Below are 17311 nucleotides of genomic sequence, written 5' to 3' on the forward strand. Positions count from 1 at the left end.
ATCTACAGACTATGCACTTACTTGTCCACGTCTAAAATCTTCTCTTTCAGCCGCTCGATCATTTCCTTGAAGGTGTCGCTGTCGTTCATCATCTTGGTAATTTTTTCGCAGGCGTGCATGACCGTCGTATGATCGCGGCCGCTGAAGGCCGTGCCGATGTGAGGGTACGTGTTCCCTGTCAGCTCGCGGCATAAGTACATAGCTACCTGCCGGGCCAAAGCGATATTTTTCGTCCGCTTCTTGCCCATGAGCTCGTTGTAGTTTACGCTGTAAAACCGGCAGACCGAACTGGTGATTTCGTCGATGGTGATGTACTTCTTTTCTTCCTTTTCCGCAACCAGGTATTTCAGGGCCCGCTGCGTCAGCGACAAGGTCACGTCGTTTTTTTCAATGGAAGCCATAGACAGGACGTTGTTGTACGCGCCGTACAGGTCGCGGATATTGTCGCTGACGTTGGCGGCGATGTAGTTGATGGCGTCCTTGTCGATGTTGATTTTTTCCTTTTGGGCCCAGGTCCGCAGAATCGCCGTCCGCGTTTCCAGATCCGGCGGCTCGATGCCCGTCACCGTGCCGCTCTGGAAGCGCGAGCGCAGGCGGTCTTCCAGGCTTTTAATATCCAGGGGCGGCCGGTCGCTGGTAAATACCATCTGCTTTTGACCCTGATAGAGCTTGTTGAAGGTGTGGAAAAACTCTTCCTTCGAGCTGTCCTTGTCGCCCTGTCCTAAGAACTGGATATCGTCGACGAGGAGGACGTCGATGTTGCGGTACTGCTGGCGGAAGTTTTCCGTGTTTTTATCCTGTATGGCCTGGATGAAATCGTTGACGAAGTCTTCGCTCGTAATGCAGCGCAGGCGCATGTGGGGGAAGTTTTTCAGAATCTGGTGGCCGATGGCGTGCATGAGGTGGGTCTTGCCCAGGCCGCTGCCGCCGTATATATATAAGGGATTATATTTCTTGGCCGGCGCTTCCGCCACGCTGGCGGCGATGGAATAGGCGATGCGGTTGCTGTTGCCGACGATGAAATTGTCGAAGGTATAATTGGGAATGAGGTTGTCTTCCGTCGTCGGTTCTTCCGGCGGCGGCGAGATCGATTCGTTCGCTTCCTTGACCATGACGGCCTTCGGCTCGGGCTCCGCCTTTTTCTTTGGCGGCGCTTTCGGCAAGTCTTCGTCGGAAAACAGAGTGTCCTTATATAAATCGTCCGTTTCCGCTGGCTTTGCCGGTTCCGCGGCGGGGGCGTTCATATCTTCCAACTTGACCGTCGTAGGCCTCCCCGTGACGGCTTCGGCGGCTTCGTTGAGCTGATCGGCATAATTCTTATTGACGAAATTGCATACGAATTTCTGCGCCGCCGCCAGTACGAGGACGTCGTTTTCGTAGGACGTCGGGATGAGGGACGAGACGAACCACGTTTCGTAAATCGGTTTTGGCAGAACCTTTTTCAGCTGTTCCAGCATTCCCGCCCATAATGTAGCTAGATCCATTGATTCCATAATAGCAAAGTCCTTCCCGCATAATATTGTGGATATGTGCGTTGCAGCACAATGTGGATAAGTGCGCATTTAGAGGCTGAAAAAAGCGGAAACGCGATAAATATCGAATTTCCGGCCTGATTTTGATTTATCCACACATTGTGAACAACCTGTTGATAACTGAACTTTTTATCCACACATCTGATTACATTGTACAACAAAATCCTCGAAAAATACATAGAAGCAGCTGAATTTGTCAAAAAATTCATAATGCCATTCTCTCTCGTCCTCTGTTCATACCGTAAACAGAATCCTTCTTCGCAAGGATGATTGGGGATATGTTTACGGCCATATTGTGGATATAGTGCATAACTCGATTTGAAAGAAGGGAGAAACGCTAGTATACACCTGGGCTTATAGGTATTTTCTACTTGTCCACATTTTGTGAACAACGTGTTGATAACTTGCCATGCTGTCCACAATGCATGTGGAAACATCTTTCCATGAGAATTTCCTCCCTCTGACAGCTTCAGTATAGCAAAGGGCGGCGACACCCTGTGCCGCCATGTACAAACGGTATACGTTCACGACGCTGTCCCTATGACAAATGCGGCATCATCGCCGCGATTCCGGAAAAAACGATTGACAGCCCTATCCTTTTTGAATATAATTATGCTGTTATGGTGTAAGTTCATCTACTGTTGATTGAGACAAAGGAGGTGCCTATCGTGAAACAGACATATCAGCCGAATACGCTGTGGAGAAAAAGAACGCACGGCTTCCGTGAAAGAATGAAAACCAAAGGCGGCCGCATGGTTTTGAAAAGACGCCGTTTGAAAGGCAGAAAGAGACTCTCCGCGTAATTATTACAAGATGAACAGAAAAGTTCCGCTAAGGAATTTTTCTGTTCTTCTGGCATTTTCGGGACAATAACGTATGTATGAGTTAAAAAAAGAAAAAAGGCTGTGCAAAAATCGGGAATATCAGGTTGTGTACCGACGGGGAAAATCCTATGTGAACCGCTTGGCCGTCTTGTACGTCTTGAAGCGGTCGCCTAAGCAGCCGGCCCGCATCGGCTTCGTAACGGGCAAGAAAATCGGCTGCGCCGTAGAGCGGAACCGCTGCCGGCGCCTGATGAAAGAGGTATACCGCCTTCATCAGTTCGAGCTGGCAAACGGCGTCGACTTGGTGCTTATCGGACGCAGCAGCCTGAAATACGCCGGATACGCCCAGGCGGAACGAAGCATCCTGCAGCTGTTCCGACAGGCCGGGATATTGCGAAAGAACGAGATGCCATGAAAAGATGTTTCATCATTCTAATACGGTTTTATCAGCTTTGTATATCACCATTAAAACCGCCGTGCTGCCGGTTTTACCCTACTTGTTCTGCTTACGCTATCGAGGCGCTGCAGAAATACGGCGCTGTGAAGGGGAGTTATTTAGCAGTCAGGCGCATTTTGAAATGCCATCCCTTTCATAAAGGCGGATATGATCCTGTGCCGTAAGTATCAGGCAGATGAAATAGAGGCTGCCTGCTGGTATTTTATCCTTGACTGGAGTTGAGAATATTGGATTTTTTTAGTGGAATAATGGATTTTCTCAGTGGCATCATGACCACGTTTATGGATTATTGCTATGCCTTTACGCAGAGCATCGGATATCCCAGCTACGGTTTGGCCATCATCATCCTGACGCTGGTAATCAAGCTGGCCCTCTCGCCTCTTACGGCCAAGCAGATTCGTTCCATGGAAGGCATGCAGACCCTGCAGCCGAAGATTAAAGAATTACAGCAGAAATATAAAGGCAATCAGAAAAAGCTTCAGGAAGAAATGGCGAAGCTGTACAAGCAGACCGGCGTCAATCCCCTGTCCGGCTGCCTGCCGATCCTGATTCAGATGCCTTTCCTCATCGCTATTTTTTACGCCCTTCGTTCCTACCCTTACGATCCGGCGTACGAAAGCTTTTTATGGCTGCCCAGCTTAGGCGCGGCCGACCCGACGTATATCATGCCGATTTTATCCGCTGCGTCTACCTACGTCATCCAGAAACAGATGTCGGGCACGCAGGTAGCGGCTTCGGAAGCGCAGGAAAAGCAGCAGAAAATCATGCGCGTCATCATGCCGCTGTTTATCGGCTGGATCAGCTTGAGCTTCCCCAGCGGCCTGGTTATTTACTGGTTCCTTTCCAACGTGTTCCAGTGGGCCCAGCAGATGATTATGTTCCGTAATAAGGGAAAGGGTGCAAAAGCATGAGAACCATTGAAGCGACAGGAAAAACGATAGAAGACGCAGTCCGTTCCGGCCTGGTCCGCCTCGGATTGATGGAAGAAGAAGTGACGATCGAAGTACTGGCCGAACCGAAAAGCGGCTTTCTTGGCTTCGGCAGCAAGCCGGCCAAGGTGCGCCTGACGGAAAAGGCCAGAAAGAATGCTCCGATTTATGATATTGAAGAAGAAGAGCGGAAAGCAGCTCCTCCGGCAGAGCCCAAGGCGGCGGAAGCTGCGCCGGCCGAAGACGTGACGGCGGAAACGCCGGAAGAACCGGTCGAAGAACCGGCTGCCGTCGAAGCCGAACCGGCAGAGGAAACCTTTACGGCTGAAGAAGCGGCCGCCAAGGCCAAGGCCTTCCTGCAGGACGTGCTGCGCAACATGGGCATCGAAGTGATGATCGAAAAGATGATCAAATCCGATAAAATCATCCTTCACCTGCACGGCAAGAACCTGGGCATCCTCATCGGCAAGCATGGCCAGACGCTGGACGCCCTTCAGTATTTGACGAATTTGACGACGAACCAGGGCGAAGAAACGCGCCATTTCATCATGCTGGACGTAGAAAATTACCGCCAGCGCCGCGAAGAAACGCTGAAGCAGCTGGCCGTACGGCTGGCCGGGCGGGTGAAGCGCAGCGGCGAAAAGGTCGTCCTCGAGCCGATGAACGGCTACGAACGCAAGATTATCCACGTCGCGCTTCAGAACGAAGCCCATGTGCGGACGGAAAGCGAAGGCCAGGACCCGTATCGCCACGTGGTTATTTATTACGAAAAATAAGCTTGAATATGACACGGCAGTGAGTCGGCAGCTATGAGCGGACGAGTCACTGGTACAATAAAAACCGGCGCCGCAGCGCCGGTTTTTTTGAAAGGAGCGTTCACTGTGTACGATACAACCGATACGATAGCCGCCATCGCCACGCCGCTGGGCGAAAGCGGCATCGGCGTCATCCGAATCAGCGGAAGCAAGGCCTACGACGTAGGCGACGCGATTTTTCAGAGCAAATCTTCCCTTCCCTTAGCGCAGCGGCGCGATCGGTCCATACAGTACGGCCTTATCGTGGACGACGACGGCAAAGCGGTGGACGAAGTCATTCTTCTCATCATGAAGGGCCCCCGTTCTTATACGGCGGAGGACGTGCTGGAAATACAATGCCACGGCGGCCGCCAGTCCCTGAGCGAAATCCTGGGGCTGGTCCTGCGCCACGGCGCGCGGCTGGCCAATCCCGGCGAATTTACCCAGCGGGCCTTCGTCAACGGCCGCATCGACCTGGCTCAGGCCGAAGCCGTCATGGACGTCATTCAGGCCAAGAGCGCCCAGGGCCTGACCAGCGCCGTCAGCCAGCTTGAAGGCCGCCTGTCCCGGGTCGTCGGCGACATGCGCCTCCACCTGACCGACTTTATCACGCGGCTGGAAGTGACTGTCGATTATCCCGAAGAAGACCTGGAAGAAATAGAGGTGCCCGATATTGCCGGCGCTATTCGGGACATGGAGCGGCGTCTGGACGATATGCTGGCCGAGTCCAAAAGCGGCCGCATGATGCGGGACGGCGTCATGGCGGCTATCGCCGGCACGCCTAACGCCGGAAAGTCGAGTCTGCTCAACCGCTTTTTGGAAACGGAACGGGCCATTGTCACCGACGTGCCGGGCACGACGCGCGATGTCATCGAAGAGTGGATTTCCATACAGGGCGTGCCGATCTGCCTTGTCGATACGGCGGGCATCCGCAGCACCGACGATACGGTCGAGCAAATCGGCGTGCGCCGGGCGAAGGAATACATGGATCGGGCCGATATTATCCTCGTCGTCGTCGACCAGTCCCGGCCTTTGCAGGAAGAAGACCGGCAGATTTTGGAAACGGCCAAAGGCCGGCAGGCCCTGATCGTATTGAATAAGGAAGACTTGCAGCCGGCCTTTAAAACGGAAGAACTGCAGTCCTACGGGCTGCCCATCCTTTCGATTTCCGCCAGTACGGGAGCCGGCATGGGAGCATTGAAGGACGCCATGCTGTCGCTGGCCCTGAAGCAGGGGCTGACGGCGGCCCAGAGCGCCCTGCTGGCCAATACGCGCCATATCGAGCTGGTCCGGCAAAGCCGCGAAGCCCTGCAGCGGGCCCTGGACACGATAGAAGCAGGCATGCCCGTCGACTGTGCTATCGTCGATATCCGCGAAGCCTGGGAGCTCCTGGGTTCTATTACGGGCGATACGGTCCACGACGACATCATAGAAGAAATATTCAGCAGATTTTGTTTAGGTAAGTAGAAAAAGGGTGAAATCATGTTTGTAGTCGATACATACGACGTCATCGTCGTCGGCGCAGGCCATGCAGGCTGCGAAGCGGCCCTGGCCAGCGCGCGGTTAGGCGCGCGGACCCTCGTCGCGACGCTTAATTTAGATAATATCGCCCTCATGCCCTGCAATCCCGCCGTAGGCGGCCCCGGCAAGAGCCACCTCGTACGGGAAATCGATGCGCTGGGCGGCGAAATGGGCATCAATACGGATAAGACGTGCATCCAAATGCGCATGCTCAACACGGGCAAGGGGCCGGCCGTCTATTCCCTGCGGGCCCAGTCCGATAAGAAGATGTACCAGATGACCATGACCCAGGTGCTGGAAAATCAGGACAATCTGGACGTCAAGCAGCTCATGATCACGGATATTCAGATAGAAAACGGCGCCGTTACGGGCGTCGTCACGGAAATGGGCGAAGTGTACAAGGCGAAATGCGTCATCCTGGCGACGGGGACCTATTTAAAGGGAAAGATCATTACAGGCGAATGCGTCTATTCCGGCGGCCCCATGGGACAGCGGTCTGCAGAAGACCTGTCTGATTCCCTGCTGGCAGCGGGCATCAAGCTTATGCGCTTTAAGACGGGCACGCCGGCCCGCGTCGACCGCCGCACCTTGCGGACGGAAGAAATGCAGAAGCAGGAAGGCGACGAGCAGGGCCACGCCTTTTCCTTTTTGTCGGAACGGAAGAACCGCAACAAGGAATGCTGCTGGCTGACCTTTACGAACGAGGAAACGCACCGCATCATTCGGGAAAACCTCGACAGGGCGCCCATGTGCAACGGCGTCATCCAGGGCGTTGGCCCGCGCTACTGCCCGTCTATCGAATCGAAAATCGTCCGCTTTGCCGATAAGAAGCGCCATCAGCTCTTCGTTGAGCCCGAAGGCGAAATGACTGAAGAAATGTACGTCCAAGGGATGAGCACCAGCCTTCCCGTCGACGTGCAGTACGCCTTCCTGCGGACGATTCCCGGCCTGGAAGACGTGCGGATCATGCGCCCCGGCTACGCTATCGAATACGACTGCCTGGACCCGACGCAGCTGACGCCGTCACTGGAAACGAAGGCCATCAGCGGCCTCTTTTCGGCAGGCCAGTCCAACGGCACCAGCGGCTACGAGGAAGCGGCGGCCCAGGGCCTTATGGCCGGCATCAACGCGGCCCGTAAGGTGCAGGGCAAGGAGCCTTTTATCCTCACCCGCTCGGAAGCCTACATCGGCGTCCTCATCGACGATTTGGTCACCAAGGGAACGGAAGAACCGTACCGCATGATGACCAGCCGCTCGGAATACCGACTCATCCTGCGGCAGGACAACGCCGACCTGCGCCTGACCCAGAAGGGCTACGACATCGGCCTGGTCACGCAGGAACGGTACGACGCCTTTATAGAGAAGAAAGAAGCCGTCGAAGCGGGACTGGAGGCGCTGAAGGCCCTGCCCGTCACGCCGACAAAGGAAAATCAGGAAAAGCTGGCTTCTATCGGCACGGCTCCCGTCCGCACCGGCCTCAAGGCTTACGATTTGCTGCGGCGCAACGAAGTGACCTATCATACGCTGAGCCAGGTATTTCCCCTGCCGCAGCTGGCCGACGACGTGTGCGAGGAAATCGAAATCATGGTCAAGTACGAAGGCTATATCAACCGCCAGCTGGAACAGGTGGAAAAGATGAACCGCCTGGAACAGAAGCTGATGCCGGAAGATATCGTATACGCCGACATCGATACCCTGTCGGGCGAAGCGCGGCAGAAGCTGGACGCTATACGGCCCCGTTCCTTAGGGCAGGCCAGCCGCATTTCCGGCGTATCGCCGGCGGATATTACGGCCCTGCTCATCGTGTTAGAACAGCGCCAGCGGGAGGAAAAACATGTTTAGAGATGAACTCATCGCGGCGGCGAAGGACTTCGGCCTGGTTTTGACGACGGAGCAAATCGACCGATTCTGTTTGTTTGCAGAGCGCCTGGTCGAGACGAATAAGGTCATGAACCTGACGGCCCTTACGGAGCCAGCCGACGTAGCCGTAAAACACATGATAGACAGCCTGTCGTGCTACGACGCGGCGTGGTTTCCCGAAGGGGCCTCCGTCCTGGATCTCGGCACGGGAGCCGGATTTCCCGGCCTGCCCCTGCTCATCTACCGGCCCGATTTGAAGGTGACCTTTTTCGATTCCCTGCAGAAGCGGCTGACGTTTTTACAGGGCGTGACGGCGGAGCTGGGCCTGACGGCTTCCTTCCTGCACGGCCGGGCCGAGGAAATGGCCCACAAAGAGGAATACAGGGAACGCTTCGATATCGTGACCAGCCGGGCTGTAGCCCGCCTGCAGATATTGGCCGAATGGGCCCTTCCCTATACAGCTCGCCAGGGCGTATTTATCTCCTTAAAAGGCGCCCAGTACGAGGAAGAGCTGGCCGAAGCCCAAAAGGCCCTGTCCATCCTCGGCGGCGCGGTGGCGGAAGTCCGCCCCGTCCATTTGCCGGGGCTGGATGACAAGCGGGCCGTCCTGTATATCAAAAAGACGAAGAAATGTCCGGCCAAATACCCGCGCAAGCCGAAAATGGCCGCTAAAAATCCGTTGTAATCATCTATAAGTTTATGCTCAAGGGAGGCATGTATCATGTCTTTAAAGAAAACAATCTTAGCTGCGCTGACTGCCTGCGTAGCCCTATCTTCCATAGCCTTCGCCGAAAATCCGGAATCGCCGGCAGTAGCGGCTCAGGCCGCCTACGTCATGGACGCCGATACGGGCGACGAGCTGTACGCCAAACAGCCTGACCTGAGAGGATATCCCGGCAGTACGACGAAGATGATGACCTGTATCGTCGCCTTGGAAAACGGACAAGGCATCATGGATAAGACGATTCGCATTACCGATAAGGCCCTGAGCGTCGAAAGCGATGCCTCTGTCCTCGGCCTGCAGCAGGGCGACCAGATTACCCTGCGCAACGCCCTGACGGGCATGATGCTCGTGTCGGGCTGCGATGCCGCCGTGGCCATTGCGGAAACGGTTGAGCCGACGGAAGATGCCTTCGTCGCAAAAATGAACGCGAAGGCGGCGGCTCTCGGTGCGACCCATACGCATTTCGTCAATCCCCACGGCCTTCCTGACGCCAATCACTATTCGACGGCCCGGGATCTGGCCAAAATTGGGGCTTACGGCATGAAGCTGCCGGCCTTCCGGGATATCGTCAAGCGCAGTACCTTTGACATGCCCTACGTCGACGGCAGCTATAAGCATTGCGTTTCGACGAACGAATTCCTGACTAGCGGGTTCCCCGGAGCAAACGGCATTAAAACCGGCACGACGAATGCCGGCGGGCCGTGCCTCGTCGTTTCGGCGACTCAGAACGGGCGGACGGTCATCGCGGCTATCATGAATTCGGAAGACCGCTACGGCGATGCCCAGGCCCTGATGAAATACGGCTTTTCCGTATTGAAGCCCCTGGAAAACGTCTACATCATCCGCAAGGCCCCGGCAGGTCAGACGCTGACCGAATTGGGCCGGCAGCAGATGGAGCAGGCCAAGGCTGCGGCAGACGCCAAGGCTAAGGGTCAAGCCGCGCAGGAAACAGCTTACGGAACGGACGCCGATACGGCCGACATGGCTGCGGCAGCTGTGAAAAAATCTGCATAATTCTTGACAGGTATGCTCTAAATCCGTATAATCATATCATAACAACGTACCTATACAGTGCAGGACTGACGGAATGAAGTGGAATAACCACGTGGACTGCACGGTGACATACACGCCGACCGTCTGGGCAAGAGTACATCTATTCTTTGTCCAGCCGGCCGGCTTTTTATTGCCCCGGTGGGACAAGTCAAAGGAGACGATATCATGAAAAGAAATCGCTGGCTCATTGCCCTGTCCGCCATGGGAATTCATATCTGCATCGGCAGCGTCTACGCTTGGAGCGTATTGACCAAGCCCATTATGGAATCGATGGGCTTTACGCTGCAGCAGACGACGTGGACCTTTTCTCTGGCTATCTTATTTTTAGGTTTATCTGCCGGATGCCTGGGCAGCTTCGTCCAAAAGGCCGGCCCCCGCAAGTCGGGCCTCGTGTCGACTTTATTTTTCGTTTCGGCTATGTTCGGCACGGCGGCGGCCATGGAGTTCCGCAGCCTGCCGATGCTGTATCTGTTTTACGGCGTCATCGGCGGCATCGGCCTGGGGACGGGATATATTACGCCTGTCTCGACTTTGGTCAAATGGTTTCCTGACAACCGCGGCTTTGCCACGGGCCTGGCCATCATGGGCTTCGGCTTTGCCAGCATGATCGCCGGTCCGGCGATGCAGCTTCTCGTCGCTAATTTTGGCTTGGCGACAAACTTCCTCATCCTGGGCGCAGTGTATCTCGTCGTCATGACAGCTTCGTCCCTGTACTTAGCGCCACCGAAGGACGACGAAATACCCCGTCCCGATGCAGAGCTGGCGAAGCCATCCGGCCCGGTTTATGCCGATGCCATGCCGCAGTTTTCCTTGAAAGAGGCCATGAAGACCTGGCAGCTCTATACGATTTGGTGGCTCTTTTTCGTCAATATCACCTGCGGCATCGCCCTCTTAGCCGTCGCCTCGCCGATGGCCCAGGAAGTCGTCGGCATGTCGCCCATGGCTGCCGCGTCCATGGTCGGCCTCATCGGCTTTTTGAACGGCGCCGGCCGCATTGCCTGGGCGACTGTATCGGATTATATCGGCCGGGCTAATACGTACGTCCTCTTTTTCTTCATCGAGGCCCTGGCCTTCTTCAAGCTGTCGACGGAAACGAACGCTTTCAGCTTTCAAATCGTCGTGCTGCTCATCATTACCTGCTACGGCGGCGGTTTTTCCTGTATGCCGGCCTACCTCAGCGACCTGTTCGGCACCAAGGCCCTGAGCGCTATCCACGGCCGCATCCTCACAGCCTGGGGGGCCGCCGGCGTGGCCGGCCCCCTGCTCCTGTCGTGGATCAAGGAGACGACGAACAGCTACTCCCTCACCCTGCAGGTCTTCTCGGCCCTCTTCGTCACGTCCCTGCTGGTTATGGCCGTCCTGAAATACAAGACGCGCCACGGCATCGCCGGTCAGGACGCCTATTGGTCGGCAAGGAAAGCGTCTGTCAAATAGATTTCAGTAATAAAAAATCAGGGTCTTCCTTCATGGTGGAAGATCCTGATTTTTTGTTGTCTATTCAACGATTCAATTTATAACCGCTGGGGAATACCCGGGCCGACGGGCCAGCCTGTGAGATACCAGAAGATGAACAAGGCGTACCACATGACCAGGAAAGCCATGGCGTAGGGCATCATGAGGGATAAATAGGTGCCGATGCCGCTGTCTTTTTTGTAACGGCGGATGATTTCCAAGAACAGGGGCAGGAACGGGTTGACTAAGGCGACGGTATTCAGAGCGCCGTCGCCGGCCCGGAAGGCGGCCTGTATGAAGGCCGGATGATATCCCAGAAGCATGAACATGGGGACGAAGACTGTCGACAGCAGGGCCCATACGGCGGAGCCGCTGGATGTAAAGAGGCCCAGGAGCTGGCCGAAGAGCATGAAGCAGATGAGGGCCGGCAGGCCGGTCATGCCTACGTCTTTCAGGAACAGGGCCCCCTTCATGGCGATCATCGTCGACATGTTGGTCCAGGCGAAGGCTGCGATAAACTGGGCGATGAAAAAGGCCATGACCAAAAAGCCCGACAGGCCTTTGACGGCGTTGGTCATACAATGTATCATGTCGTCGGCGTTTTTGATTTTACGGATCGACACGCCATAGGTCAGGCCGACGGTCAGGAGAAAGCCGCACAGCAGCGGGATGACGCCGCGCAGCAGAGGCGACCCCAGGAGCGAATGGGTCTGGGAATTGCGGAGCAGGCCGTTGTCGGGAAAGGCCATGAGGAAGACGACGGCCAAATACAGGACGGCGGCGATGAGGGTGTGGCGCAGGGCCTTTTTTTCCTCCGGCGATACGTCGGGAATAGTCAGATTTTCCTGGGCGTGGGCCGGGTCATATACGCCCATGCGCGGTTCGACGAATTTTTCCGTAATGAAGGTCGTCACGGCCGTCAGGTAGAATACGGCGAAGGACATGAAATACCAGTTATCGATCGGCGTGACGGTCATCGTCGCGTCGATAGTACGGATGGCCTGGGTCGTAATACCCGACAAGAGGACGTCCGTCGTGACGATGAGGATGTTGGCCGTAAATCCCGAATAGATGGCGGCCAGGGAACAGGCGAAGCCGACTAAGGGATGGCGTCCCATGGAATAAAACAGCATGGCCGCTAAGGGCGGCATAATGACGATGGCCGCGTCAGAGGCGATATGGCTCATGAGGCTGATGAAGACGACGGCCAGGGTCACGTACTTCCGCGGGATATTGTGCATGGAGTGATGGATGAGCGTCTGGAGCAGCCCCGTTTCCGACGCCACGCCCAGGCCGAAGGTCAGGACGATGATCATGCCCAGGGGCGGGAAATTAATGTAGTTTTTGATGAGGTTCGTCAGGAGCCAGTCCAAGCCTTCAGCGCTGATGAGGCTGCGGATATGGATGATTTCATTGGTCTTGAGATTGACGGCCGTTACGCCGGCCAGCTGCAGGACGTAAGAGCAAAGGGCCAGCACCATGAAGAAAATCAAAAAAAGAATAGCTGGATTGGGAAGCTTGTTGCCTACCCGTTCCAACCATTTGAGAAAAGAGCCGCGCGTGTCGTCGCTTACGGCGACGGCGGCAGCGGTGTGTTTCATACGGATCCCCTCCTATGTAATTATGCTGTAAAGGTATACGTTATCATTCCCCTATTGATATAAAGTAATACTTTACTATAGTAGCGTATTACTTTACACGCAGCATGTCAAGAAAAAGTATTTAATCTATCCATAGGAAATTCGTATGGTTTTAATGTAATGGGGATATAATCGAAAAAATCCCCTGCTTTACCGGCAGGGGACGTCAAATTGTTATTTCCAGATTTCTTTCATAATGTTCTTATACGATTCGTTCAGGTGCTCGATGACGGTCTGGAACAAGGCGTATACGAGGTCGCCGTTCAGCGATTCGTCGGCGCTGACGATGGAAATATCCAGGATCAGGGAGCCCTTGTTGTCAACGTAATACTTAAAGGCCTTGAAGGTCTGGTTGTACGTGTTGAGCAATTTAGCGAGGCCTTCGCTTCCTTCGGGGACCTTCGGGGCGACTAAGATGCGGATCATGCTGTAAATGCTGTCGTCGGCGATGACGATGGTTGGCAGGTTATTGCCGTCGATATTGAGCTGCGAGCGGAAGACGACGGTATGGAAGGGGTCGTCCTTGATTTCGTCGACTGTAAAGGCGGACAGATTTTTTTCTTTTAAATATGCCTGGAAGCTTTCGGCTTTTTTATTCATGACAATCACTCCTAATGTAGTAAAATCAGTAAGCTTATACGTTATTATATCATAAATTGCGCCTTCTGGCTTCCGTATTTGCGTCCACCCTGGCGGTTGTTCTGTGATATAAATCACAATGTATGATTCGTGCGCATAATTGACTGTTAATGATTGAAAAATACGCAATTATGATAGAAAATGATTGAAAAAGAAAGAATTTGATTGTATAATGCAGGTGTAAAGGAACTTAGCAGAAAGGATGAGGGTCATGCTGACCGAAGAAAGACAAGCTGAAATCATGCGCATCGTCAACGTGCACGGCGCCGTGTCGGTTCAGGAGCTGGTCAATTACCTGGATATTTCCGAATCGACAGTCCGGCGGGATTTGGCCGCCTTAGATGAAGAAGGGCTGCTGCGGCGCGTTCACGGCGGGGCGACGTCCTTGAAGGAAGGAGCCTACGACGCGGCCATGGAAGATTTGCAGGACAAGTACTCCCTGCACATCGGGGAAAAGCGGCGCATCGCCCAGTTTGCCGCCTCTCTGGTCCGTCCGGACGACTTCGTGTATCTCGACGGCGGCTCGACGGTCGAGCAGATGGCCGATTTTCTCGTCGGCTCCGAGGCGTCCTTTGTGACCAGCGGCCTGCCGACGGCCCAGAAGCTGGCCCGCAGCGGCGTAAAGGTGTACGTCCTGCCCGGCCTGGTCAAGGGAAAGACCGAATCGGTCATCGGCAGCGAAATGCGGGACATGCTGAGCCGCTACCACTTTACGAAGGGCTTTTTCGGCACGAACGGCCTGACGCCTCAGGAGGGCTGCACGACGCCCGACGTGGAGGAAGCAGCCTGCAAGGGCGCAGCCGTGCGGCAGTGCCGGCAAGCCTACGTATTGGCCGACGTCAGCAAGTTCGGCCAGTCGGCGCACATTACCTTTGCAGACCTGGCCCAGGTCACGGTCGTCACGGCCAAGGGCGAAGAAGACATGGACTATAGTTCTTACGAATCTTTGACGGAGGTGCATATCCTTTGATTTATACGGTTACGTTCAATCCCTCGCTGGATTATGTAGTGCAGATGAAGGAATTTAAGGCCGGCGACATCAACCGGGCCGAAGCGGAAACGATTTATCCCGGCGGAAAAGGCGTCAACGTGGCGCTGGTACTGGGAAATCTTCACATTCCGGCGAAAATGCTCGGCTTCATCGCCGGCTTTACGGGACGGGAAATAGAACGGCTGGCTTTGGAATGCGGCAGCGACTGTGATTTCATCGTGCTGGACGAAGGCTATTCGCGCATCAACCTGAAGATCAGCGCAGATGACGAAACGGCGGTCAACGGCATGGGGCCGGTTATCCCCGACGACAAGCTGCAGGCCCTGATGGCCCAGATCGACGGGATGGCCGACGGCGATACCCTCGTATTGGCCGGCAGCATCCCGGCCGCCCTTCCCGACGACATATACGAACGGATCCTGCGCCGCCTCGAAGGCCGCTCCGTACGGGTCGTCGTCGACGCGACGGGCGATTTGCTGAAAAACGTCATGAAATATAAGCCCTTTTTAGTCAAGCCGAATAACTTCGAGCTGGGCGAATTGTTCGATACCGTCCTCAAGACGGACGAAGAAATCGCCGAATGCGCAAGAAAGCTTCAGGATATGGGCGCGCGAAACGTCCTCGTATCCCTCGGCGGCGACGGCGCCCTGCTCCTCGGCGAAGACGGCCGGGTATACCGCATGCAGTCGCCTAAGGGCAAGCTGGTCAATTCCGTCGGCGCCGGCGACAGCATGGTAGCCGGGTTCTTAGCCGGCTTCGAATCGTCGGGCGGCGACCTGCAGGAGGCCCTCAAGATGGGCATCAGCGCCGGCAGCGCTTCGGCCTTCCACGATTGGCTGGCGACGGAAGACGATATTAAAGAAGTATACGGCCAGCTGCCGTAACGCAGGTTTGTAGGTAAAAGGAGATTGTAAATTCATGCGGATTGTAGATTTATTGAAAAAAGAAAGTATCGACTTACAAGCCGTCGTCGCCGACAAGGGCGCGGCGATCGACCATCTCGTATCCCTGATGGATAAAGGCGGCAACGTGACGGATCTGGAAGGATACCGCAAGGCCGTGCTGGCCCGCGAAGCCGAAGGCAGCACGGGCATCGGCGAAGGCATCGCCATCCCCCACGCCAAGACGGACGCCGTGTCGGCTCCGGGGCTGGCGTCGATGATCGTCCGTTCGGGCGTAGAATATGAAAGCCTGGACGACGAACCGGCCTTCCTGTTCTTCCTCATCGCCGCCCCGGCCGGCGGAGCCAACGTCCACCTGGAAGTGCTGAGCCGCCTGAGCCGTATGCTCATGGACGACGAATTCCGGGAAAAATTGATGAACGCCAAGACGGCCGACGAATACCTGGCCGTCATCGACGAGACGGAAACGGCCCAGCTGGCGGCGGAAGCGGAAGAAGAAGCTGCCGAAGCAGAAACGGCTCCGGCTGACGAACCGGCCTCCCCCGCTCCGTCGGACCGGCCCTTCGTCATCGGCGTCACGGCCTGCCCGACGGGCATCGCCCACACCTACATGGCGGCGGAAGCTCTGGAAAGCAAGGGAGCCGCTATGGGCGTCGACATTAAAATCGAAACGAACGGTTCCGGCGGCGTCAAAAACCATCTGACTGCCGAGGATATCGAGCGGGCCGTCGGCGTCATCGTCGCCTGCGACAAGGACGTGCCGACGCAGCGCTTTGCCGGCAAGCCCGTCGTCTTTACGAAGGTCGCCAACGGCATCAAGATTCCGGAAGAACTGATCCAGACTGTCCTCGACGGCAAGGCCCCCATTTTCCACGGCGAAAGCTCGTCGTCCGAGGCCGTATCGCTGGATGCGGCGGAAAAGGAAAGCGCCGGCCGTCAAATCTATAAGCACCTCATGAACGGCGTATCCCACATGCTGCCCTTCGTCATCGGCGGCGGCATCCTCATCGCCCTGGCCTTCCTCTTCGACATGGAACACGCCGGCACGGCCCAATTCGGCACGGGCACGCCTCTGGCGGCCTTCCTGAAAAACATCGGCGGCCTGGCCTTCAGCATGATGATGCCTATCCTGGCCGGCTACATCGCCATGAGCATCGGCGAACGGCCCGCCCTCATGCCGGGCATCGTCGGCGGCTTTTTGGCCACGACAGGCGGCTCGGGCTTTTTCGGGGCCCTCTTTGCCGGGTTCATCGCCGGGTACCTCATCATCCTGCTCAAGAAGGTATTTTCCAACCTGCCCCAGGCCCTGGACGGCACGAAGCCCATCCTGATTTATCCCGTCTTGGGACTCGTCCTCATCGGGGTCATCATGACCTATATCATCAACCCGCCGACGGCCCTGTTCAACACGTGGCTCTTTGACGTCCTGAACAGCATGACTACGACGAGCCGCATCGTCCTCGGCTTTATCCTGGGCGGCATGATGTCCATCGACTTCGGCGGCCCCATCAATAAAGCGGCCTACGTCTTCGGCACGGCCTCCCTCATGAGCGCCTCCGGCGAAGCGATTTCTTCGGGTATCATGGCTTCGGTCATGATCGGCGGCATGGTGCCTCCCATTGCCATTGCCCTGGCTATGCTGCTGTTCAAGCAGAAATTCACGGCGAAGGAACGGCAGTCTACGGTGACGAACTTCATCATGGGATTGTCTTTCATTACGGAAGGGGCTATCCCCTTTGCCGCATCCGACCCGGTGCACATCATTCCGCCCTGCGCCGTCGGCGCGGCCGTCGCCGGGGCCCTGTCCATGCTCTTTCACTGCGCCGTTCCGGCTCCTCACGGCGGCATCTTCGTCTTCGGCGTCGTGACCAATCCGCTCATGTACGTCGCGGCTTTGGCGGCAGGCGTCGTCGTCGCGGCCGTGCTGATGGGAATTGTTCGTAAAAAACAGTCGGCTGATTAATTGCATTCGGCTGTAAAATCAGATACACTT

Annotated in this window: 16 protein-coding genes and 1 riboswitch; of the genes, 13 read left to right on the forward strand and 3 right to left on the reverse strand. The window is 55.8% G+C overall.

The genetic code is table 11. The features are described from left to right. Window positions 1-17: 17 nt before the first annotated feature. Window positions 18-1493: a chromosomal replication initiator protein DnaA gene (gene dnaA / locus DKB62_RS06730; RefSeq protein ID WP_317239260.1), complete on the reverse strand. Its 1476-nt coding sequence runs from the start codon at window positions 1491-1493 to the stop codon at window positions 18-20. A gap of 707 nt (window positions 1494-2200) precedes the next feature. On the opposite strand from dnaA, the gene rpmH reads away from it, so the two are divergent. From rpmH to DKB62_RS06780, 10 genes are all read left to right on the forward strand, one after another. Then, on the forward strand, window positions 2201-2335 hold the full coding sequence (rpmH, locus tag DKB62_RS06735) for a 50S ribosomal protein L34 (protein ID WP_087477762.1): 135 nt from the start codon (window positions 2201-2203) through the stop codon (window positions 2333-2335). 73 nt (window positions 2336-2408) lie between these two features. After that, entirely contained in the window at window positions 2409-2771 is a 363-nt protein-coding gene (rnpA, locus tag DKB62_RS06740) for a ribonuclease P protein component (RefSeq protein WP_087477761.1), read from the forward strand. Then, entirely contained in the window at window positions 2768-2977 is a 210-nt protein-coding gene (gene yidD, locus DKB62_RS06745) for a membrane protein insertion efficiency factor YidD (protein ID WP_095628990.1), read from the forward strand. The genes rnpA and yidD overlap by 4 nt, the downstream gene beginning before the upstream one ends. A gap of 84 nt (window positions 2978-3061) precedes the next feature. After that, window positions 3062-3724, forward strand: coding sequence for a YidC/Oxa1 family membrane protein insertase (locus DKB62_RS06750; protein WP_095628991.1), 663 nt, complete (start codon window positions 3062-3064; stop codon window positions 3722-3724). After that, window positions 3721-4518, forward strand: a complete 798-nt coding sequence (gene jag / locus DKB62_RS06755) for an RNA-binding cell elongation regulator Jag/EloR (RefSeq protein WP_087477758.1) — start codon at window positions 3721-3723, stop codon at window positions 4516-4518. The genes DKB62_RS06750 and jag overlap by 4 nt, the downstream gene beginning before the upstream one ends. Window positions 4519-4623: 105 nt before the next feature. Then, a complete protein-coding gene (gene mnmE / locus DKB62_RS06760; protein ID WP_107196293.1) occupies window positions 4624-6003 on the forward strand; it encodes a tRNA uridine-5-carboxymethylaminomethyl(34) synthesis GTPase MnmE in 1380 nt (459 codons plus the stop codon). A gap of 15 nt (window positions 6004-6018) precedes the next feature. Further along, window positions 6019-7899, forward strand: coding sequence for a tRNA uridine-5-carboxymethylaminomethyl(34) synthesis enzyme MnmG (mnmG, locus tag DKB62_RS06765; RefSeq protein WP_107196294.1), 1881 nt, complete (start codon window positions 6019-6021; stop codon window positions 7897-7899). Then, window positions 7892-8602, forward strand: coding sequence for a 16S rRNA (guanine(527)-N(7))-methyltransferase RsmG (rsmG, locus tag DKB62_RS06770; protein ID WP_107196295.1), 711 nt, complete (start codon window positions 7892-7894; stop codon window positions 8600-8602). Before mnmG ends, rsmG begins: the two co-directional genes overlap by 8 nt. A 36-nt stretch (window positions 8603-8638) precedes the next feature. Further along, window positions 8639-9655, forward strand: coding sequence for a D-alanyl-D-alanine carboxypeptidase family protein (locus DKB62_RS06775; RefSeq protein WP_095628995.1), 1017 nt, complete (start codon window positions 8639-8641; stop codon window positions 9653-9655). 51 nt (window positions 9656-9706) lie between these two features. After that, window positions 9707-9791: riboswitch (ZMP/ZTP riboswitch) on the forward strand. A 68-nt stretch (window positions 9792-9859) separates the two neighbouring features. Beyond that, window positions 9860-11128, forward strand: coding sequence for an L-lactate MFS transporter (locus DKB62_RS06780; RefSeq protein WP_107196296.1), 1269 nt, complete (start codon window positions 9860-9862; stop codon window positions 11126-11128). Window positions 11129-11205: 77 nt separating this feature from the next. Here the strand turns inward: DKB62_RS06780 and DKB62_RS06785 are convergent, their stop codons facing one another. Together DKB62_RS06785 and DKB62_RS06790 are read right to left on the reverse strand one after the other, a co-directional pair. Beyond that, complete coding sequence (locus DKB62_RS06785) at window positions 11206-12747, reverse strand: AbgT family transporter (protein WP_107196297.1); 1542 nt, start codon at window positions 12745-12747, stop codon at window positions 11206-11208. Window positions 12748-12960: 213 nt separating this feature from the next. After that, the gene (locus tag DKB62_RS06790) at window positions 12961-13386 is read right to left on the reverse strand and encodes a YbjN domain-containing protein (protein ID WP_107196298.1); all 426 of its coding nucleotides are present in this window, start codon (window positions 13384-13386) and stop codon (window positions 12961-12963) included. 250 nt (window positions 13387-13636) lie between these two features. Between DKB62_RS06790 and DKB62_RS06795 the strand changes: the two genes are divergently transcribed. Genes DKB62_RS06795 through DKB62_RS06805 form a run of 3 tightly spaced genes read left to right on the forward strand, consistent with a single transcriptional unit; the run spans window position 13637 to window position 17281 of the window. Further along, complete coding sequence (locus DKB62_RS06795) at window positions 13637-14395, forward strand: DeoR/GlpR family DNA-binding transcription regulator (protein WP_095629001.1); 759 nt, start codon at window positions 13637-13639, stop codon at window positions 14393-14395. Next, window positions 14392-15300 carry a 1-phosphofructokinase gene (pfkB, locus tag DKB62_RS06800; protein ID WP_107196299.1) on the forward strand — a complete coding sequence of 303 codons (909 nt, stop codon included), beginning with the start codon at window positions 14392-14394 and terminating at the stop codon, window positions 15298-15300. Before DKB62_RS06795 ends, pfkB begins: the two co-directional genes overlap by 4 nt. Window positions 15301-15334: 34 nt before the next feature. Next, entirely contained in the window at window positions 15335-17281 is a 1947-nt protein-coding gene (locus DKB62_RS06805) for a PTS fructose transporter subunit IIABC (RefSeq protein WP_107196300.1), read from the forward strand. Window positions 17282-17311: the final 30 nt, after the last annotated feature.

The organism is Megasphaera stantonii, from assembly GCF_003367905.1.
GTDB classification, from domain to species: Bacteria; Bacillota; Negativicutes; order Veillonellales; family Megasphaeraceae; genus Megasphaera; species Megasphaera stantonii.